Source organism: Leeuwenhoekiella sp. ZYFB001 (genome assembly GCF_011784865.1).
Classification (GTDB): Bacteria; Bacteroidota; Bacteroidia; order Flavobacteriales; family Flavobacteriaceae; genus Leeuwenhoekiella; species Leeuwenhoekiella palythoae.
The window spans coordinates 621,098-642,312 of sequence record NZ_CP050460.1 but is presented as its reverse complement, the minus strand read 5'-3'; the positions used below and the strand labels follow the sequence as shown (position 1 = coordinate 642,312).

Genomic DNA, 21,215 nt, shown 5'->3' with positions numbered 1-21,215 from the left:
TGTTGAATGAGAAGTAAAAATAGCAATTGAATTGCATTTTCCTAAGCCATTCTTAATGAATTTCACGGCATTCGCAATTTCAATCGTTATCGTTAACAACTATTTTTTAAAAAGGGATAAAATTGGCGGATTTATAATCTAAATAGGATGTTTTTATTAGATTAAAAATTTACACAACCTCAAAATATCATATTCACAAAAAGAATTGCTTATCGCCTTATTGGTCAAAACCGTTGTATGGGATTTCAGAATCCGGTTGAATTACCTTAATTTCTTCTTCAACTTCCCGGGCTTTTCCTTTGAAGATTTTCTGAATTAATTCTTTAAACGTATTGAAGTCCACCGAATAAGATAATCCCGCTCCTTGGGTATAGCCTTCGTTATTTCGGGCTACAAATTGAATATCAGTTTGACGGTTAAATATTGTTGCGCGCAAGCTTCCGTCTTCATTTAATAAGAAATTTACCTCGACATCACCCACTACAGCCTGCTCACTGATCCCGCCTACCGGCACACCTACTTTACCATTGATCAATACTTTTTTAGAAATCTGCGTCGAAAGGGTAAATCCAAAACGTCCTGAAGTTTGCAAGTCAGGTCTGTTGTCTGCCTGCACATAATCTAAGCCCACATTAAACTTCCCGTCTTCGTCTGAAAGCAGGTCATTAAAAATACCCGAAGCCGTCTCGATCAAGTTGCCGTAGGCCGCTGACTGGGCATCGATTCCGCTTTGACTGAAGAACGAACCTTGCGTAACTAAGGAAAACGCCTGAAGCTCTCGCGTAGCTCTGTTGTCTAACCTGTACGCTAATTCTGAGGTTACAATCGAACTCGTGTTAGGGAATTCAAAATCAAAAGTAATCTCAGGCTGAATCAGTTCGCCATCAAGATTGATGATCACATTTACCGGGATTTTTCGGTTTATGGAAGGATTCTCTAATAAGATAGACGGGTTGGCCTGGGTGTTGTATACCGCGCTAATATCGAGCAAGGCTTCGGTAGGATTTCCATCCCAACTAATCTTTCCTTCCGGAAGGATATTAAATTGCTTCTGTACTACCCCGCTGTATCTAAAATTATAAGTTCCTGAATAGGGTGTAAAGTCACCAAACATATTGAACTTCCCATTGGTATTGATCTGGATCAGCAAGTACCCCGCTCCTCTTCCCTTTAACGTACTTCCGTTGACCTCATCTACTACGATCTCAACTTCAGCATCGCGTGTCACCTCCAGATCAAAATTCAGCTCTAAACCTTTGATCTCTTCGATTACCACTTCTTCCCCATCTAGTCGGGCTTGTTTTTCTTCCGGGCTTAAAAAGTAAATATTACTGTTGTCACCAAAAGATTCAGTATCACTCAGCGGAATTTTAAACACGGTACCTTCCTGAGTAGTGGCGGTCACATCGATAACCAATTCATCGGTTGGACCGGTAAGACTGGCTTCGCCACTTATAAAAGCAGTACCGTAATACAATGCAAAATCATCTGGCTCAGTATCTAAAACTACAAGGCGATCCGTATTCACATCAAGATCCATCTCCCAATCTCTAAAATACTGATGACTGATGCTTCCTGTGAGCGTACCTGTGGTTTTGTATTTAGTGTCAACCAACGCTACTGAACCAAACCTAAATTCTTGATCATCTAGCGTAATTCTCGCTGTACCTCTAAAGTCGTAATCGGTATTCAAATAAGGTATCGCCAGACCTGCTTCTCGTAGTAACAGTTCGCCATCCACATCAGGATTGCGATAATCCCCGGTGACGGTCGCCCTACCGCTTGCCAATCCTCTTATTTTTGAAATCACTTCTCCACCCAATGGGCTAAACGCTTTCATATTCAATTTGCGCAATTGCACATCCAGATCTATAGACGGATTTTCCTGGCCTACATCTATAGTTCCCAGAGCAGACAACACTTCAACATCATCATTATTCAGGCGCGTATTGACTTGATAATTGGTTAAACTCTCGTTGCCTTCGATGGACAGATCTAGATCTCCCATCAAGATATCATTAATTGTGAAATTGGCGATATTCACGCTACTGTTAGGTAAATAAACCCCTTCTTTCTGAAGTACATCAAGATTTCCATTTACGAGTCCGCGCATATCCAAACTATCAATATATGGAGTGATATGCGAAAGTCTCACATTTTCAAAATTGGTCTGTATGTCTTTATACGTACTGTCTTTAACCTCACCTTTTAAGGAAATGCGTTCCTTGTCATGAGACAGCGTCAATTCCTTTAGATCCCAATCTAAAAAGTTATTATCAAAAACGATCTTATTGTTTTTATTGTCCTGCTCATTTAAAAACCACTCATTGTTTTTAAACCGAAGGCTGCTGCGCTTAAAACCTACAACCGAATTATTTTCTTCATTGATGGTGTGATAAAAACTAAGATCAAAGTTATCCTGCTTGTCAGGTCCGCCTTTAAATTCTGACCGAATAAACAAGGTGTCCTTCAGGGTTACATTGATCAAGTTGAAATCGCTCACCCCATACACGCCGCTACCAATGCTATCCGCTTCAACATAGGCATTAAACAGCGGATTCTTATTATCTACACGTACATTGATCGCTTCGGCCATAACACCAAAAGCTTTGATGCGCGGCGATCTAAACGTCAATTTAAAATCAGAATCGTCAGCAACTACGCTTCCGCGGACAAAAGTATCAGGCTCGAGCTCAACATCAGGCACCAAAACCTCAACGATCTTACTGTAAATCTGAATATTGAAATCCATAAACTGATTTTCAGTAACCGTTTGCGGTTCATAGTTGGTGTATAAACTTCCTATTGCATTCTGAAATAAGGCCTTAACATCCCCAATTTTAAACACTCCGGAAACCTGCCCCGAAATAATATCAGGAGAGTTCATCGTGATCGTACGTATGCCGCGTCTAAAACCTGAAGTGATCACAAAATCCTGAAACTCGTAAAGGTCATTTGCATTCTCGAAGCTCGCTTCACTAAACGCAATAACCCCACCGGTATCATCTATGTTCGTCCCACGCATATCCATCACGACCTTTCCTTTTAATACAGCCGAGGAATCTCTTAGGAAATTAAGCTTCCCTAAGTCTATGCGTGCAATATCTGCAGTAAAATCGTACGTATGTATTTCTTCTGAAACATCAATTAAACCATCAAACGTAAAGTTGGCGTTAGGGTCCCGAACGGTCAGACGACCATCAAAATTAGGATTTTGCAGATTTCCGGCTACGGTAATTCCGCGATACGTATAGTTATTGTACGTCGCCGAACTGATCACACCCTCCACACGAGTATCTAACGTTTCGGCTTCAACACCAGAACCATTTACCCGTACATTGAAGGTGATATTTTTGAGTTCTGGCACTTTGAGCAGACGCCCCATATTGAATTGTTCTCCGCGCAACATTCCTACATACGAAGCATTCTGAACATTTTGAGTATTTCTCAGATCGATATCGGTTTCCAGAAAACCAAGGTCTGTCTGAATATTACTTTTAACATACACCGTATTTTCAGAAACATTTAAAGTCCCGGTAAGGTCAACGGTTCCTAAACGCACCAATTCCGGCGGAAGATTGTTCCCTAAAACATTAGGTAATAAAGAGGTCAAATCAAGGTAGGTCGTTTTCAGCTGTCTGTAATCCCCATTGATTCTAAAGGTACTGTTGTCACCTAAAAGCTGCTCAAACCTCACATTCCCAAGAATACGACTATTGCTTAAACCGGCAAGATCAAAATCTGTTACGGTAAAATCATTAAGTGTTCCTTGTAATTTTCCGGAAAGTAAAATGTCTTCTCCCGCACCAAATTCAGCATAAAAAGCTTGCAGATCAGTGGTGGAGATTTTACTCTCATCAAAGTCTATATCAATCTTGACCAGATTATTAAAATCTTGAAAAGCGTCATTACGCGTGTCTAAATACACATCACCGCGTATCACAGAGTGTTCAGTTGACAGTACCATTTCCTTTAGAATGATCTCATCAGGATTGTATTTAAAATCAGCTTCTAGTCCTCTCAAGTGGTAGTCGCGGTCGGCATCAAAACGCAGATCTTTGATCTGGGTCGTGATGGTCACATCATCAAGGTCAAAATCTTCGGCACGTATATACAGGTTGTGGTAATTTATAACTTCTGGAGTGTCCAGATCTTCGTCAGTAAACTTGAAGTGCATATCCTCAATTTCAACTTCTGAAGCCGAAAGTTTAAAAGGGGTTCCGCCCGTTTTCCCGGTGTTGAATTTTTGAGAAAATACATAGAGGTTATCGTTTTCTTCCCCTTGGTATTTTTTCACATAAAGTTTTGCCGCACCAAGATAGATATCCCCTAGTGGCATCTCATTCTCAATCAGTGATCGTATACTCAGCAAACTCGTTTCTACAGTTCGAGCATAAATAAGCGTATCTTGATGATGGTCTGCGATATACACCTCTTTTATGAGCGCATTACCATTATATTTTAGCTGAATTTTATTTATGGAAATTGCGGTGCCGTAAGTATCATTAAGCGCCTTAGTGACCTTTTTAGCGACCGAAGTCTGTACCGCCGGAATCGAAAAAATAATTAAAAGCAATGCAAAGACACCTATTAAAATAAATAGGGTTCGCGTAATTATTTTTCTGAATTTTCTGATACGTTTTTAAGTTTTAACTTTGTCCCGCTTTAGATTTAAAAACACAAAACTAAAGCCTTAATTTTATTGAAACACAGCACACGTACTTAGGAACGGCAAATCTTCAGTTTTAGACGAATTGCTCAACCCTTACTATTTAATGGAAACCTATAAATAGCATACTACCGAATTTTCGAGTAAAAGTACATTAACATTCCCTATACCTTGCGACCTAATGTCAAAAAATAACACCTATATCCTTGCTATAGAATCTTCTTGTGATGATACAGCGGCTGCTGTGCTTCACAACGACAAAACCCTTGCAAATGTTGTGGCAGGTCAGGCTGTTCACGAGCAATATGGCGGTGTGGTTCCTGAGCTGGCCTCACGCGCCCATCAACAAAATATTGTTCCGGTGGTGCACGAGGCGCTGCGCAAGGCAAATGTAAAAAAAGAAGACCTTAATGCGATTGCTTTTACCAGCGGTCCCGGACTTATGGGTTCGTTACTCGTAGGGACCTCTTTTGCAAAGTCTTTGGCGATGGGATTAGACATTCCGTTGATCGATGTAAATCATATGCAGGCGCATATTCTCGCTCATTTTATTGATGAAGAAGGTTACGATAAACCAGAGTTTCCATTTCTGGCGATGACGATTTCCGGCGGGCATACCCAAATCGTTCGCGTGGACAGTTATTTTGATATGACGGTAATTGGTCAAACCTTGGACGATGCGGTGGGCGAAGCTTTTGATAAAAGTGCCAAAATTCTTGGTCTTCCTTACCCCGGCGGACCATTGATCGATAAATATGCGCAACTAGGAAATCCTAAAGCGTACAAATTCACTAAACCGAAAGTAGGCAATCTGGATTTTAGTTTTAGCGGACTCAAAACAGCGGTGCTTTATTTTTATCAGAAAGAGGTCGCCGCAGATCCTGAATTTGTTGAGAAAAACCGCAATGATATCTGTGCGTCCATTCAGCATACGATCATTAATATTTTGATGGATAAAATCAAGAAAGCGGTAAAGCAAACCGGCATTAAACAAGTGGCCATCGGCGGCGGGGTTTCAGCAAACAGCGGGATCCGTAAAGCGCTTAAAGACGCAGAGCAGAAATATGGCTGGAAAACTTTTGTCCCCAAATTTGAGTACACCACAGACAATGCAGCGATGATCGGGATCGTTGGATACCTCAAATACCTTGAGGAAAATCTAGCCGAAACCGGTTATACTGATACCAAAGTAATGGCGCAATCGCGTCTAAAAATTTAAGTATGCAACTCTTTTATCATCCAGAAATTGCTGCGGAAGCTAAAGAAGCGACTTTTCCTAAAGACGAAAGCAAGCACATTGTAAAAGTACTGCGTAAACGTACCGGTGACGTACTGGATATCACCAACGGGGCTGGAAACTTCTTTAAAGCCGAAATCATCGTAGCTAGTCCGTCAAACTGTACGGTTAAGATCTTAGAAGTAACCTCAGAACAGCCACTACCCTATCATTTACATCTGGCTGTTGCGCCAACAAAGTTGAATGATCGTTTTGAGCTCTTTCTCGAGAAAGCCACCGAAATAGGAATTTCTGAAATTTCTCCTATTATTTGTGATCATAGCGAGCGTAAAGTCATTAAAGAAGAGCGCTACGAGCGCATCATTCAAAGTGCTATGAAGCAATCTTTGAAAGCGCATATTCCTAAACTGAATGAAGCGCAATCCTTCAGTGATTTTTTAGAGGCTACAAAAGGTTTTAACGGGGATCGCTTTATCGCGCATTGTCAAGAAACTAACAGATTTTCGCTCAAACAAAAACTTCAGCCTAAAAGAGATGTTTTGATCTTAATAGGTCCTGAAGGAGATTTTTCGCCTAGCGAAATAGAACAAGCCATTCAAGCCGGATTCAGCCCTGTAATGCTTGGAGAAAGCCGCCTACGCACCGAAACTGCTGCAATCGTAGCGACGCACAGTGTTGCTTTTGTAAACGAGGCTTAATTAAGACATTATTTGCACCAAAAGCTCTTTGAGCAAATCTCCCTGCGAAAGGTTGTAAGCGCCAACACCTTTACTTTTTACATCTGCCGTGCGTAATAAATTGACAATGTGGCTCACTTTTTTCATCGGGTAATTGCGCGCTGCATCTACATACTGGCCAACAAAAAAAGGATTTACTTTTAGCGTTTTTGCAACGGTGCTCTTGTCTTTACTGGGCAAACCGTGATAGATCAATAAATGTTGAAAGAAGCTAAAGAGTAAAGCAATGGTCACGACCATCGGGTTATCCTTGGGGTTCTGACTAAAATAATTGATGATACGATGCGCTTTCACCACATCTTTTTCACCAATGGCGCGCTGCAACTCAAAGTTGTTAAAGTCTTTACTGATCCCGATATTCTGCTCAACTGCAAGTGGTGTGATCGTGCTGCCCTCAGGAAGAATTAGCCGAAGTTTTTCTAATTCGTTATTGATCTTAGACAAGTCGGTTCCTAAAAACTCCACGAGCATATGCGCCGCTTTGGGTTCTACGGTGTAGCCTTTGCCAGACATCACGCGCCGAATCCAGTCACCCACTTGATTTTCATAAAGCTTCTTACTTTCAAAGATGAGTCCGCTCTTGGCAATTTCCTTATAAACCCGCTTGCGTTTATCAAGCTTCTTGTACTTATAACAGAACACCAAAACGGTAGTTGGCTGCGGATTTTCGGCGTAAGCCTCAAGTTTGTTCTTGCTTTTATCAGGTTGCAATAAGATTTCGCGTGACATATCCTGAGCTTCCTTTACGATCACCACTTGACGCTCTGCCATCATTGGGAAACGTTTGGCCTGCGATAGTACATCATCAAGAGACACATCACGCCCGTAAAGCACCATCTGATTGAATCCCTTTTCTTCTTCGGTTAACACATTATCAGCAATATAATCGGCAAGCTGATCTATATAATAAGGCTCTTCTCCCATTAAGAAATAAATAGGTCTCAGATTGCCTTTTTTAATATCCTTTACAATGCGTGTAACTTCTTCTACCAAGGTTGTATTGAATCTCTTTATAAATGAATATCCCGATTGGGACGAAGTTTTAAAACTGATGCAGGCTTAAAAAATTCCGTAGGTTGATTACCTTTGAAACGATGCAAGAATTAAATTTTCCTCCATATGCCTTCAGGCTCAAAAGTAGCGAAAATAAACCGCTTATATTTGACCCTATTCGTAAAAAATTTGTGGTACTCACCCCGGAAGAATGGGTGCGGCAACACGTGGTAAAACATCTTTTAGCCGCGTATAAATATCCGTTATCGCTTATAAATGTTGAGAAAGAATTAAAGATCAATAACACCTCAAAACGTTATGATGGCGTTGTTTTTAATCCTGACGGAAGCATTTTTTTGATCATTGAATGCAAAGCCCCAAAGGTTAAAATCACACAGGAAACTTTTGATCAGATTGCGCGGTATAATCTCGCGGTAAAAGCAGAATATTTAATGGTGACTAACGGACTCAACCATTACTATTGTCAGATGGATTATGAAGCGAAAAAATATGTGTTCTTACGAGATATTCCGGTTTACAGCTTATGAAAACAGCCATCGTTATACTCAATTGGAACGGTAAAAAACTACTAGCAGAATTTTTACCCAGCGTCATCAAAAATAGCGCGCATTTAGCGACCATTTATGTAGCCGATAATGCTTCAACCGATACTTCTGTCGCTTTTGTACAAGCTGAATTTCCGCAGGTGAAGATCATTCAGAATGCTTCAAATGGCGGCTATGCCAAAGGCTATAATGACGCCTTGCAATACTTGGACGAAGAGCTTTTGATCCTGATGAATAGTGATATTAAAACAACTTCCGGTTGGCTTGAACCTATGATCAAAGCTTTTGAAACAGATTCAAATCTGGGGGCTGCCCAACCAAAACTTTTAGATCTAAAAAAGAAAACACACTTTGAATATGCGGGTGCTGCCGGAGGATTTCTAGATTCTTTAGGATATCCTTTTTGTCGCGGACGCATATTTGACACCTGTGAAGAAGACACCGGGCAATACAATGATTCTTTAGAAATTTTCTGGGCGACTGGCGCTTGTTTAGCCGTGCGAAAATCAGTTTTTTGGCAGGCCGGCGCTCTTGATGAAGATTTCTTTGCACATCAGGAAGAAATTGATCTGTGCTGGAGAATAAAGAATCTAGGGTATTCCATTCAATATATAGGAGAAAGTGTGGTGTATCACCTAGGCGGAGCCACGCTAGAGCAAATGAATCCGAAAAAAACCTTTTTGAATTTTAGAAATAACTTGATGCTTTTATTAAAAAACGTAGCAGGTTTTAAGGTTTACCCTATTCTATTTGCGAGAATGTGCCTCGACGGAATCGCCGCTTTTAAATTCTTAGCAGAAGGAAAACCGAAACATTTTACAGCAGTGCTCAAAGCGCATTTCAATTTTTATGCCCAAATTCCAAAATTGCTTAACAAGCGTGCACGCACTTCAGGAAATCAGCCCTACGCCAAGGTCAAATCTATCGTCTGGGAGTATTTCATAAGGAAAAATAAGCACTACAGCGACATATTTTAACAAAATCTAAAGTATTGTTAAGGTTGGGCATTTAGGCACGAATTTTAATACATTTGACGTTACTAAAAATTAAAGATAACAACTGAAATTATGAGAAAATTAATGATGGTATCGGCATCAGCGCTGGTACTTCTTTCCTCTTGTGTATCTCAAAAGAAATATGCTGCATTAGAGGCAAAACAAAAAGAAACGCAGGATATGCTTAACACAGCAACCGTAAAACTTAACGCTTGTTTAGCGCAAAGTGAAACGATGAAAGAGCAAATCACTGACCTAAGAAGTGCAAATAACAATTTGATCAATACGCAAGGAAACTTAACTACACTTTCAGCTAAAGGTGCTGAAAACTTAGAAAAGTCTCTTGAGCAAATGAAAGAAAAAGACCTTCAGATCAAAGCATTCCGTGATGCGATGAACCGTAAGGATTCTGTAACGCTTGCTCTTGTTACTAGCTTAAAAGGAGCGATAGGTAACCTTAATGACGAAGACATCGAGATCAACGTTGAGAAAGGTGTTGTTTACGTTTCTATCTCAGACAAATTATTATTTAACAGTGGTCGTTGGGATGTAACGAACCGCGCTAAAGAAGTTCTTGGTAAAGTTGCAACTGTAGTTAAAAACAAGCCAGACATCGAGTTTATGGTAGAAGGTCACACAGACAGTAAACCAATTAGTACTTCAGTAATTGAAGATAACTGGGATCTTAGTGTGAAGCGTGCAACTTCAGTAGTACGTATTCTTCAAGAAGAATTTGGTGTACCACCAGAGCGTATGGTTGCAGCAGGTAGAAGTTACTACGTGCCTCTTGCTAGCAATGATACTGCAGAAGGTCGTGCTCGTAACCGTAGAACACGTATTGTTGTTCTTCCTAAGCTAGACCAATTCTACAAAATGATTGAAGAGGGAATGCCTAAAAACTAAAAAGCTTTAGTTTTAAAATATTAAAACCCGGTCAAATGACCGGGTTTTTTATTGGCATAAGCCAAAGGTTTTCTCTATAAGGTCTACATCTAATCCAAATTAAAGTTCTACCCAAAGTCTCAAGAAATTGCTTTGGAATCCTGTAGTACTTAAAATTAAAAAGCGAATTCTAAATGGTAAGATCTCCTTTACCTTCTCTGATTAAAACGGCCTCACCACTGGTCAGGTCAATCACTGTAGATGGAATATTACCTCCATATCCGCCATCAACCACAACATCTACAAGCTTATCCCATTTTTCAAGAATAAGCTCTGGATCTGTAGTGTACTCAATCACATCATCTTCATCATAAATCGAAGTTGAAATAATGGGATTCCCAAGATGCTTCACAATAGTACGAGCGATGTTATTATCCGGCACTCGTATCCCAACAGTTTTCTTCTTTTTAAACACAGTAGGCAAATTATTGTTCCCAGGAAGAATAAAGGTGTAAGGTCCCGGCAATGCCCGTTTCAATAATTTAAATGTTGGCGTATCTATCTGCCGCACATAATCTGAAAGATTACTCAAATCTTCACAGATAAAAGAGAAATTAGCTTTCGCCAATTTTACTCCGCGCAACTGTGCAACCCGCTCCAATGCTCGATTGCTGGTAATGTCGCAACCCAAACCGTACACCGTATCTGTGGGATAAATGATTACCCCGTCATTTTTTAAAACCTCAACAATACGTTTGATCTCACGTTCGCTGGGGTTTTCGTCATAAAGTTTTACAAACTCTGCCATTCGCTATTATGCTTTCTCTACTTCGCTTTCTAATTTTAAAACAGTAGAACCATCTTCCTGTTTGATTAAAAGCGCTTTATTGCCTTTTTCTCCTTTTCGGGTAATTTCGCTACCGTCAATTGTTTTGGTAATTTCTTTAGCGTAAGATTCTTTTACTTCGCCTTTAGCGGTACCGTTACCCCATTTCCATTGTACTGTACTTCCTTCTCGTATCATAGTTTTTCTTTTAAAGTTAGCCGAGAACTTCGGGAAACTTAAATTTTCTAACACAAGATTAACGCCTATTACATAAGAAACCTTAAAATCAAGCGTTTCAATCGGCCCAATGCCTGTACTTACGCAGTAAAGCTTCTACATTGGATTCCCAGCGGATTTCAGCCTCCCGATCTACGGAGTGTTCTGTTTCTGCATCAAACTGCTGTTGCATCTTGCGCCGGCTACTTTCGATCTTCTTATAAATTTTCTGAATTTCTGCTTTAGAGTTTCGGGTAAATTGAAATTCTGCCACCGCCTTGCGAAACATTCGCGCATGCACTTCGGAAATATCAAAATGCGTTTGCTCGTGTTTCAGTGTAAATTCATCTATAAGTTCCGGCTTGTACCACGAGAGTTTGGGATAGAAATTAGCTTTGATAATTGATTTTGAAGGATCAAGCACACCCGCTTTAGAAATAGTATATCGATGACTAATTCCTGTGTTAGCACTGGCAGAAAACCCGCTGTGCTCATCAGGTAACGCCTGAAAGTCTGACCATCTTAATGTATGCCCGGCACGCCAAGGCATTCGTGCCGACTTTCTTTGCAGCCCGGCTAGCAAACACAGACAACATAGAAGCAGAACAGTACGTTTCATTTACGTTTTTTGTTTTTTCTTCTTTGCTGCCGGAAACAATATATTATTGAGAATCAAGCGGTATCCGGGACTCGTAGGATGCAATTTTAATTCTGTTTTAGGGTCACCCACACGGTGCTGATAATCCTCAGGATCGTGACCGCCATAAAAGGTAAAAAAGCCTTTACCTTTTACGCCGTGTATGTAGCGTGCTTCACCATTGGCTTTGTTTTCGCCCATAACTAGCACATTCGCTTTGATCTCTTTAGGATTATAGGCAGTGGTTTGCCCCATAAAACCTTTCACCAAAGCGGTGTGGTTCTGGCAGAGCATCGTAGGTACAGGATCCCATTTTGCCGAAAAACTTTTTAGACTAAAATAATCTGTATCTACCGGAACTCTTCTAAACGGCGTCGTATCAATACTACTGAATTCATACTGCTGCGGATTTTTAACCAACGTGAAATCTGTAAAAGCAAAGGTGCGTTCAAAATTGATTTTGGCCTGATAATTAGCCTCTGAAGCGTCACCGTCAAACATCGGTTCGCAAATATCAACTCCCGTTGCCGAAAGCGCAATATCAAAGCTATCAGTCGCGCTACACATCGCAAACATAAAGCCGCCACCTATCACATAATCACTGATTTTAGTAGCAACTGCGAGCTTCGCTTGAGAAACTTTATCGTAACCCAATTCTGTCGCAAGAGCTTCGGCTTGTTTCTTCTCTTCGATATACCAAGAAGTCGCTCTGTATGAGCCGTAGAATTTTCCATACTGTCCGGTAAAATCTTCGTGATGTAAATGCAGCCAGTCGTACAGCACGAGTTCGTCTGCCAGCACTTCGCGGTCATATATTTTATCGTAAGGTATTTCGGCATATTCTAAAACCATCGTAACCGCATCATCCCATGGCACCGAACTATCTGGTGTGTAGACCGCTATTTTAGGCGCTTTTTCAAGCACGATCGCTTCCATATTTTGCGACGGACTCTCAATTTCGGCTAAAATACTTTCAGTTTTAGCGTCGCTTAGAACTTCAAACGAAACTCCACGTATCATACATTCTTTTTGAAGCTCTTCAGTATCCGGAAGTAAAAAAGCTCCACCTCTGTAATTGAGCAACCATTTTACTTTTTGTTGCTGTGCTAATGTCCAATAGGTGATACCGTATGCTTTTAAATGTTCTTTCTGACTTTCGGCATCCATTGGGATCAACACATAGGAAGCGCTCGCAGGAAGCGAAAAAACACACAAGCAAAGAAATAGAAAAAACCGTCGAAAAGTACAATATATATTCAAGCTCAAAAGTCTACTTATTTATGCTGTTGAAGTTACAACGATTCAAAGACTATGCCTAGTATTTAGCTAAGTTGATTTAATAAACTATACCAAAGACAACCTGGCTGTTTTCCCATTAGCGGCGCCAAAAAAAAAGGGAGCCAAAACCGACTTCCTTTCTCTATTTATTCTCTTTAAATTCTAAAACGGAACCTCGTCTTCTCCGTTTCGATCAAAGCCACCATCATTCATCGAGCTTCCAAAAGCCTGATCAGGCGTTGGGAAACTGTCTGGAGTAAAGGTATCATCGTTAGCTGCTGCATTTTGATTCATTGCAGATTCAAACTGATACGGCGTACTAAAATCATCAAGGTTGTCGAATTTACCGAGGTGCCCTAAGAACTTCAGCCTAATATTTTCTAACCCACCATTACGGTGCTTCGCGATGATGAATTCGGCTTGGCCTTCTGTTGGGCTACGCTCCTCATCATCCCACTCATCAATCTTATAATACTCAGGGCGATAGATAAACGATACAATATCGGCATCCTGCTCGATCGCACCAGATTCACGAAGGTCAGAAAGCAGCGGTCGTTTACTTCCACCACGCGTTTCAACCGCACGTGATAACTGTGATAATGCGATCACCGGCACCATCAATTCTTTTGCGAGTGCTTTAAGGTTACGCGAGATCATCGAGATTTCCTGTTCACGGTTTCCACCCTTTTGACTCCCGCCGGCGGTCATCAACTGCAAGTAATCAATAATGATCATCTTAATCCCGTGTTGTGATGCCAGACGCCGTGCTTTTGCACGTAAATCAAAGATGGAAAGCGATGGTGTATCATCAATGAATAAAGGCGCTTTTTCTAAGCTCTTTACTTTAACATTGAGCTGCTCCCACTCGTGTTTTTCGAGTTTACCGGTTCTTAATTTTTCTGAAGACAAGCCGGTTTCTGAAGAGATCAAACGGGTAATCAACTGTACCGAAGCCATCTCCAGAGAGAAAAACGCCACCGGAATATTTTGTCCTACCGCAATATTACGCGCCATAGAAAGCGTAAGTGCCGTTTTACCCATACCCGGACGTGCAGCAACGATAATTAAATCACTCGCCTGCCATCCTGAAGTCAATTTATCTAAACGATCAAAACCTGATGGAATCCCTGAAAGCCCTTCTTTGTTCGAGATCTCTTCGATTTTCTTTTTAGCCTGAATTACCAAACTCTGCGCGGTTTCAGAACTACGCTTGATGTTCCCTTGTGTTACTTCGTAAAGTTTACTTTCGGCATTATCGAGTAAGTCGAAAACATCTGTGGTCTCGTCGTAAGCTTCTTCGATAATTTCATTTGAAATTTTAATCAAACTACGCTGAATGTATTTCTGAAGTATAATACGGGCGTGGTACTCAATATGTGCTGAAGACGATACTTTTTGAGTTAACTGAATCAAATAGTAATCGCCGCCGGCTTGATCTAATTTCCCCATTTGCTTTAACTGCTGAGAAACAGTTAATAAGTCAATAGGCTCGCCGTTTTCAAATAATGCGCGTACAGCATCATAAATATGTTGATGCGCATCTTTATAAAAAACTTCTGGACTTAAAATATCTATGATCTCATCTACACCTTTCTTATCGATCATCATCGCACCTAAAACAACTTGCTCTAAATCAATAGCTTGAGGTGGTAACTTACCACGTTCTAAGGAGATCACATCTTTTTTAGGATTTATAAAATTGGGCTTGGTTTTCAGATTTTCCATGAGGGCGAATGTAAAAAATTTGCTTTGGCAGGTTCAACTTTTCAATGCTGTCATTGTCCACCATAAATTAACAAATAGCTTGTTGATAACTAAATATTCTTGTTAACAAGCATAAAAAAATCCGGAGTGCAAAACTCCGGAATTTTGTCGCAAGTGATGTTTAAGTGTATTAGCCTTTAAATACACCCATATTTGAATATTTATCCATACGTTTTTCAACCAAATCCTTTGGTGATAAGTTTTTAAACTCTTTAAACGCTTTTAAAATCTCTTCTTTTATTGTAGTGAAGGTCGCTTCGCGATCACTGTGCGCCCCACCAAGAGGTTCTTTTACGATCTCATCAATAAGCTTTTGCTTCTTCATATCTTTTGCGGTAAGCTTTAAGGCATCTGCCGCTTGCTCTTTAAACTCCCAGCTTCTCCATAAAATCGAAGAACAAGATTCTGGAGAAATCACAGAATACCACGTATTCTCAAGCATCAATACTTTGTCTCCAACACCTATTCCTAAAGCTCCACCACTGGCTCCTTCCCCAATGATCACGACGATGATTGGCACTTTAAGACGGGTCATTTCAAGAATATTACGAGCGATCGCTTCTCCTTGACCGCGCTCTTCAGCTTCAAGACCCGGGTAAGCTCCCGGAGTATCAATAAAGCAAACTACAGGAAGGTTAAATTTCTCTGCACTTTTCATAAGTCGCAAAGCCTTGCGGTAGCCTTCTGGATTTGCCATACCGAAATTACGGTATTGACGCGTTTTTGTATTGAATCCCTTTTGCTGACCGATCAACATAAAGCTCTGGTCGCCTATCTTCCCTAGACCACCTATCATCGCTTTGTCATCTTTGACATTGCGATCTCCATGAAGTTCTAAAAAAGTATCCCCACAAAGCGCCTTGATATAATCTAATGTATACGGGCGATTAGGATGACGTGAAAGTTGAACTCGTTGCCAAGGCGTAAGATTTTTATAAATCTCCTTCTTAGTATCAATGAGTTTTTTCTCTATTTGCTTACACGTATTGGTCACATCAACATCACTTTCCTGACCAATAAGTGAGCACTTCTGGAGCTGTTCTTCTAGCTCCTTAATAGGTTGTTCAAATTCTAAATATTCCATTTAGGGGAAATTTTTAGTTAGCTGACAAATATAAAGGTTTTAAAAAGCTTCTCCCAAACCCTTATCGGTTTTTAACCGGTCATTTTTTTAGTTTGTTTTTATCGTATTTAATGCACGTGCAGCCTTGCGTCTTCGGGCATTTTTTAAAATTCCGTTTAAAATTACCGTCAATAAAATAAGAATCGCTCCAAAATAAAATCCGGTATTCATTTGTTCGGCGTCGCCTAAAATGAGAAATGCGAGGATAATTCCATAAACCGGTTCCATATTTGTGGTGAGCATAATCGTATATGGGGTTAGATGCTTCATAACTTTCACCGAAGCGATAAATGCATACGCGGTGCACACCGTAGCCAAAATTATAAGGTAGATCCAGTCTGTTTGCTGCACTTGAAAAAAGGAAGCGTCAAAACGATTAGTTACCGCCAGAAAAACAGTAATAAACAAGGCCCCGGTAAGCAGCTCATAAAAAGAGATCATCACCGAATCGTGCTTCTTGACATACTTACCATTAAATAGCGTGAACAAGGCCGCCAGTAATGCCGAAATAAGCGCAACGATGATTCCTTCGGTGTAACGTGTTTCTACTTCAAAAATGAGATATAAGCCACCAATAACAAGCAAACCAAAAACGAGTTCATACCAGATGAGTTTCCGTTTATAAAAGATAGGCTCTAATATGCTTGTAAAGAAAGCACCCGTACTCATCATCGCCAAAGTGATAGAAACATTAGCGATTTTTACCGCGCCGAAAAACGTCAACCAATGCAAGGCTATTAGAACACCAACACCTGCAAGCCCTAACAGTGTTTTTCCTTTCGCCTTGAGCGAAATCCCTTTAATTTTTATGTAGACAAATATAACCAGAGAAGCAATGAGCATACGATACCAAACTAATGCCGTAGCACCAATGCTGATCAAAGCACCCAGAACTGCCGTAAACCCCCAAATGAACACGATGACGTGAAAATGAAGGTAACTTTTAAGACTATCGTTTTGCACGGTTGAGAAGATAAACAGCTAAAATACCAAAAAGCACATTAGGCAGCCATACGGCAACCATAGGCGAAAAATCTGATTGCTCTGAAATGGTCCCAAAAACCTTATCAAAAAAGATAAATATAAAGGCTAGTGAAATCCCCAACGCCAAATTGATTCCCATTCCTCCACGGCGCTTCATCGAAGAAACTGCAACGGCAATAATGGTTAAGATATAGGCACTCACCGGTAAACTGTAGCGTTTGTACAGCACCACTTCATACCTGTTGATCGCCGAAGAACCTCGAGCGCGCTCCTTATCTATAAACTCTCGTAATCTTGGAGTCGTCAAAGTTTCCGCGATATATTCTAGCGGGGTGAGATCTTCTAGGTCAAAAGAAAATAAGGTGTCTAATTTTGGTTTTGAAATTAAAATATCACCCTCTTTACCTACAATTCGCTTTTTATAACCATTAAGGCGGTAGAGTGTATCTTCAGGACGGTAGACGATACTGCGCGCCTGAATTTTATATTGCAGCGTATTGTCTTCAAAATGTTCTAAAGTGAAGTTCTGCCCCATTTTGCTAGACGGTGTAAACCTACTCACGTAGATGTAATCGTGATCATTGATCTGGCGGTAAACATTTCGGGTTTCCCGTGCTGCCTTACCATTTTTGAGGTATTCATAAGTAAACTCATTAAACCCTCTACTGGCATTAGGCGCAAGATAAGTACCCAGAATATAAGCCCCGATACAAACCAGCGTTGCTCCTATAAGATAAGGTCGTAAAAACCTGTAAAACGAAACACCACTACTCAAAAATGCGATAACCTCAGTATTGTTTGCCAGTTTTGAAGTAAACCAAATCACCGACAGGAATAAAAACAACGGAAATAACAGATTGGCAAAATAGATGGTAAAATTGAGATAATAGATCGCTACCTCAACAAAAGGCACCTCGTTAGCTAACATCTTATCTATCTTCTCGGCGAGATTTACCGTGATCCCGATGGGGATAAATAAGAGCAGCATTCCTATAAAAGTGCCCAGATAACGCTTCAGTATGTACCAATCAAGGATTTTCATCTAAAGTCTTTTATCCATTTGTTTTACCATTTTTTCTTTCCAGCTGTAAAAATCTCCGGCAATAATATGTTTTCGGGCTTCGCGTACCAGCCACATATAAAAACCAAGATTGTGAATGGTCCCTATCTGACGCCCTAAAATTTCGTTCACACTAAATAAATGACGCACATAAGCTTTAGAATACGCGGTATCTACCCAAGTCGTTCCGTCAGGATCAAGCGCAGAAAAATCAGCTTCCCATTTTTTGTTTTTAATATTTATCGTACCGTGTTGTGTAAACAAAGTTCCGTTGCGCCCGTTACGCGTAGGCATTACGCAGTCAAACATATCTATACCTAACGCAATATTCTCTAAAATATTGATAGGTGTTCCCACGCCCATCAAATACCGCGGTTTATCTTCCGGAAGGATTTCGGTCACCACTTCAGTCATCGCATACATTTCTTCAGCAGGCTCCCCTACTGAAAGTCCGCCAATGGCATTTCCTACCGCTCCCGAGTTAGCTATATACTCCGCAGATTGTTTCCGCAGATCTTTATAGGTACTCCCTTGAACAATAGGAAAAAACGCCTGATTATAACCGTATTTAAGAGGCGTTTTGGCCAAATGGTTGATACAGCGATCTAACCATCGATGCGTCATATGCATCGAGCGTTTTGCGTAATTATAATCGCAAGGATACGGCGTACACTCATCAAAAGCCATAATAATATCGGCGCCAATACTACGCTGAATTTCCATCACACGCTCTGGTGTAAACATGTGAAATGAGCCATCGATGTGTGATTTAAACTTCACACCTTCTTCTTTGATCTTTCGATTTGCGGAAAGTGAATAAACTTGATACCCGCCACTATCGGTTAGAATGTTTCGGTCCCAATTCATAAACTTATGTAAGCCACCGGCCTTCTCGAGGATTTCGGTTTGTGGTCTTAAATATAAATGGTAGGTGTTTCCTAAAATTATATCAGGATTTATATCTTGTTCTAGCTCCCGCTGATGCACCCCTTTTACCGTGGCAACGGTGCCCACGGGCATAAAAATTGGGGTTTCAATGGTTCCGTGATCGGTGGTGATTGCTCCTGCACGCGCCTTACTGGCAGCGTCTTTTGTGACAAGATTAAATTGCATAGTATAATTTAGAGCGGCAAAGATAAAACTATTTAATAGATAGTCTTGATACAGAAAAGCACAAGATAAGTGCGAATTTCACACTTAAAATATCAATCTTCTTAAATTTCCTTAAAAGCTTAGTAATATATGGGTTATTGATTGTAATACGTATTTAAAATGGGTATTTTTGAACTTCAAATTTTAACTTAATTAAAATGCCAAACACAAAACAATTAGAAGATTTTGTCTCTCAGGTAAGAAGAGACATCGTAAGGCAAGTGCACCAAGTGAGTTCTGGGCATCCGGGAGGATCATTAGGCTGTACTGAATTTTTTGTAGCCTTATATCAAGAAGTAATGAAACGTAAAGAAGGTTTTGATATGGACGGAAAGGACGAAGATCTATTCTTCCTGTCTAATGGACATATTTCTCCTGTATTTTACAGCGTTTTGGCTCGTTCTGGCTATTTTCCGGTTGAAGAATTAAATACGTTTAGAAAAATAGATTCTCGTTTACAGGGTCACCCAACAACTCACGAAGGCCTGCCAGGTATTCGCATTGCTTCAGGTTCTTTAGGACAAGGAATGAGTGTTGCTCTTGGGGCTGCTCAAACTAAAAAATTAAACGGTGATGACAGCCTTGTTTATTCCCTTCACGGTGACGGTGAATTACAAGAAGGTCAAAACTGGGAAGCGATTTTATATGCTGCCGGTAACAAGGTAGATAATCTAATTGCCACTATTGACCTCAACGGTCAGCAAATTGACGGAAGCACTGACGATGTCTTGAACATGGGTAGTGTACGCGCTAAGTTTGAAGCTTTCGGCTGGGACGTTTTAGACGTTGAAAAAGGAAATGATATCGAGGCGATTATCGCTGGTCTCAACGAAGCTAAATCACGCACCGGTAAAGGAAAACCGGTTTGTATTTTACTACATACCATTATGGGACACGGTGTTGACTTTATGATGAATGGCCACGCTTGGCACGGTAAAGCGCCTAATGATGAGCAATTAGAAAAAGCACTAGCGCAAAACCTTGAGACTTTAGGGGATTACTAATTGACACCCATCAAAAAGAAACTATTAACCTTAAAAATTACCCCGAATATATCTTACTCATAACGAATAAAATGGGGTCAGAAATATGAAAAAATTCACAAATTCAGGAAATATAGATACACGTTCTGGTTTTGGTGCAGGTATGGACGAATTGGGCAAAACTCATGAAGATGTTGTGGCGCTTTGTGCAGACCTTACCGGCTCTTTAAAACTGAACGACTTTGCTAAAAACCATCCAGAACGCTTTTTTCAAACCGGTATCGCAGAAGCTAATATGATTGGTATGGCTGCCGGTATGACCATTGGCGGAAAAATACCTTACGCAACATCTTTTGCAAACTTTGCAACTGGTCGTGTGTATGATCAAATTCGTCAAAGTGTTGCGTATTCTGGAAAAAATGTAAAAATATGTGCTTCTCACGCCGGTCTTACTCTTGGTGAAGATGGAGCAACGCACCAGATTCTTGAAGATCTAGGTTTAATGAAAATGTTACCGGGAATGACCGTGATCAACCCTTGTGACTTTAACCAAACTAAAGCAGCCACCATTGCGATCGCAGATCACGACGGACCGGTTTACTTACGTTTTGGTAGACCTAGCGTTCCTAACTTTACTGAAGCTGACGGAAAATTTGAAATCGGTAAGGCATTACACCTTGTTGAAGGTTCTGATGTTACCATTTTGGCGACCGGTCACCTAGTATGGCACGCTCTAGAAGCTGCCGAAGCACTTGAGGAAAAAGGAATCAGCGCAGAGGTTATTAACATCCACACCATCAAGCCACTTGATGATGAAGCTATTTTAAATTCTATTAAAAAGACACGTTGCGTAGTAACTTGTGAAGAGCACAATTACTTAGGCGGTCTTGGTGAAAGCGTTTCTGGCTTGCTTGCCAAAAACGATCCTGTTTATCAAGAATTCGTTGCAACCAATGATACTTTTGGTGAGAGTGGAACTCCTGCTCAACTTATGGAAAAATACGGCCTTAATACTAAATCTATTGTAGAAGCCGTTAATAGAGTGCTAGCTAAGAAGTAAGCACTTTTATAGATTTATTCCTAAAAATGTTTGCTTCTATCAGCTAGTTTAAG

The 21,215-nt window shown here is 40.5% G+C and carries 18 protein-coding genes; 7 read left to right on the top strand and 11 right to left on the bottom strand.

The features are described 5' to 3' along the window. Nucleotides 1–217: 217 nt before the first annotated feature. A complete protein-coding gene (locus HCN54_RS02745) occupies nt 218–4,576 on the bottom strand; it encodes a translocation/assembly module TamB (protein ID WP_167596424.1) in 4,359 nt (1,452 codons plus the stop codon). A 274-nt stretch (nt 4,577–4,850) separates the two neighbouring features. Here HCN54_RS02745 and tsaD point away from each other — a divergent pair, with 274 nt between their 5' ends. Together tsaD and HCN54_RS02735 are read left to right on the top strand one after the other, a co-directional pair. Then, nucleotides 4,851–5,888, top strand: a complete 1,038-nt coding sequence (gene tsaD, locus HCN54_RS02740; protein WP_167596423.1) for a tRNA (adenosine(37)-N6)-threonylcarbamoyltransferase complex transferase subunit TsaD — start codon at nt 4,851–4,853, stop codon at nt 5,886–5,888. Between the two features lie 2 nt (nt 5,889–5,890). Beyond that, nucleotides 5,891–6,604 (top strand): 16S rRNA (uracil(1498)-N(3))-methyltransferase, encoded by a 714-nt coding sequence (locus HCN54_RS02735; RefSeq protein ID WP_167596422.1) that lies wholly within the window; start codon nt 5,891–5,893, stop codon nt 6,602–6,604. Here the strand turns inward: HCN54_RS02735 and holA are convergent, their stop codons facing one another. Next, on the bottom strand, nt 6,605–7,636 hold the full coding sequence (gene holA / locus HCN54_RS02730) for a DNA polymerase III subunit delta (RefSeq protein ID WP_167596421.1): 1,032 nt from the start codon (nt 7,634–7,636) through the stop codon (nt 6,605–6,607). It lies immediately after the preceding gene. 101 nt (nt 7,637–7,737) lie between these two features. Here holA and HCN54_RS02725 point away from each other — a divergent pair, with 101 nt between their 5' ends. The 3 genes from HCN54_RS02725 (at nt 7,738) to HCN54_RS02715 (ending at nt 10,100) form a co-directional block, all read left to right on the top strand. Further along, entirely contained in the window at nt 7,738–8,184 is a 447-nt protein-coding gene (locus tag HCN54_RS02725) for a type I restriction enzyme HsdR N-terminal domain-containing protein (protein WP_072984904.1), read from the top strand. Then, the gene (locus HCN54_RS02720; protein ID WP_167596420.1) at nt 8,181–9,179 is read left to right on the top strand and encodes a glycosyltransferase family 2 protein; all 999 of its coding nucleotides are present in this window, start codon (nt 8,181–8,183) and stop codon (nt 9,177–9,179) included. The genes HCN54_RS02725 and HCN54_RS02720 overlap by 4 nt, the downstream gene beginning before the upstream one ends. A gap of 90 nt (nt 9,180–9,269) precedes the next feature. Then, nucleotides 9,270–10,100, top strand: a complete 831-nt coding sequence (locus tag HCN54_RS02715) for a flagellar motor protein MotB (RefSeq protein ID WP_072984549.1) — start codon at nt 9,270–9,272, stop codon at nt 10,098–10,100. A gap of 169 nt (nt 10,101–10,269) precedes the next feature. Here the strand turns inward: HCN54_RS02715 and HCN54_RS02710 are convergent, their stop codons facing one another. From HCN54_RS02710 to tgt, 9 genes are all read right to left on the bottom strand, one after another. Continuing rightward, nucleotides 10,270–10,887 (bottom strand): L-threonylcarbamoyladenylate synthase, encoded by a 618-nt coding sequence (locus HCN54_RS02710; RefSeq protein WP_167596419.1) that lies wholly within the window; start codon nt 10,885–10,887, stop codon nt 10,270–10,272. 6 nt (nt 10,888–10,893) lie between these two features. After that, a complete protein-coding gene (locus tag HCN54_RS02705; RefSeq protein ID WP_167596418.1) occupies nt 10,894–11,103 on the bottom strand; it encodes a DUF2945 domain-containing protein in 210 nt (69 codons plus the stop codon). A gap of 97 nt (nt 11,104–11,200) precedes the next feature. Continuing rightward, complete coding sequence (locus HCN54_RS02700) at nt 11,201–11,740, bottom strand: DUF922 domain-containing protein (protein ID WP_167596417.1); 540 nt, start codon at nt 11,738–11,740, stop codon at nt 11,201–11,203. Continuing rightward, on the bottom strand, nt 11,741–12,925 hold the full coding sequence (locus HCN54_RS02695; RefSeq protein ID WP_167598823.1) for an asparagine synthetase B: 1,185 nt from the start codon (nt 12,923–12,925) through the stop codon (nt 11,741–11,743). Nucleotides 12,926–13,198: 273 nt separating this feature from the next. Further along, the gene (gene dnaB / locus HCN54_RS02690) at nt 13,199–14,761 is read right to left on the bottom strand and encodes a replicative DNA helicase (RefSeq protein ID WP_072984540.1); all 1,563 of its coding nucleotides are present in this window, start codon (nt 14,759–14,761) and stop codon (nt 13,199–13,201) included. Nucleotides 14,762–14,930: 169 nt separating this feature from the next. Then, nucleotides 14,931–15,884 carry an acetyl-CoA carboxylase carboxyltransferase subunit alpha gene (locus HCN54_RS02685; protein ID WP_072984538.1) on the bottom strand — a complete coding sequence of 318 codons (954 nt, stop codon included), beginning with the start codon at nt 15,882–15,884 and terminating at the stop codon, nt 14,931–14,933. Between the two features lie 87 nt (nt 15,885–15,971). Then, nucleotides 15,972–16,886: a DMT family transporter gene (locus HCN54_RS02680; RefSeq protein WP_167596416.1), complete on the bottom strand. Its 915-nt coding sequence runs from the start codon at nt 16,884–16,886 to the stop codon at nt 15,972–15,974. Beyond that, a complete protein-coding gene (locus tag HCN54_RS02675) occupies nt 16,873–17,949 on the bottom strand; it encodes an LptF/LptG family permease (RefSeq protein WP_072984534.1) in 1,077 nt (358 codons plus the stop codon). Before HCN54_RS02675 ends, HCN54_RS02680 begins: the two co-directional genes overlap by 14 nt. Further along, nucleotides 17,950–19,080 carry a tRNA guanosine(34) transglycosylase Tgt gene (gene tgt, locus HCN54_RS02670; RefSeq protein WP_167596415.1) on the bottom strand — a complete coding sequence of 377 codons (1,131 nt, stop codon included), beginning with the start codon at nt 19,078–19,080 and terminating at the stop codon, nt 17,950–17,952. 197 nt (nt 19,081–19,277) lie between these two features. Here tgt and HCN54_RS02665 point away from each other — a divergent pair, with 197 nt between their 5' ends. Both HCN54_RS02665 and HCN54_RS02660 read left to right on the top strand, forming a co-directional pair. After that, the gene (locus HCN54_RS02665; RefSeq protein WP_167596414.1) at nt 19,278–20,123 is read left to right on the top strand and encodes a transketolase; all 846 of its coding nucleotides are present in this window, start codon (nt 19,278–19,280) and stop codon (nt 20,121–20,123) included. An 85-nt stretch (nt 20,124–20,208) separates the two neighbouring features. Further along, entirely contained in the window at nt 20,209–21,162 is a 954-nt protein-coding gene (locus tag HCN54_RS02660) for a transketolase family protein (protein WP_072984528.1), read from the top strand. Nucleotides 21,163–21,215: the final 53 nt, after the last annotated feature.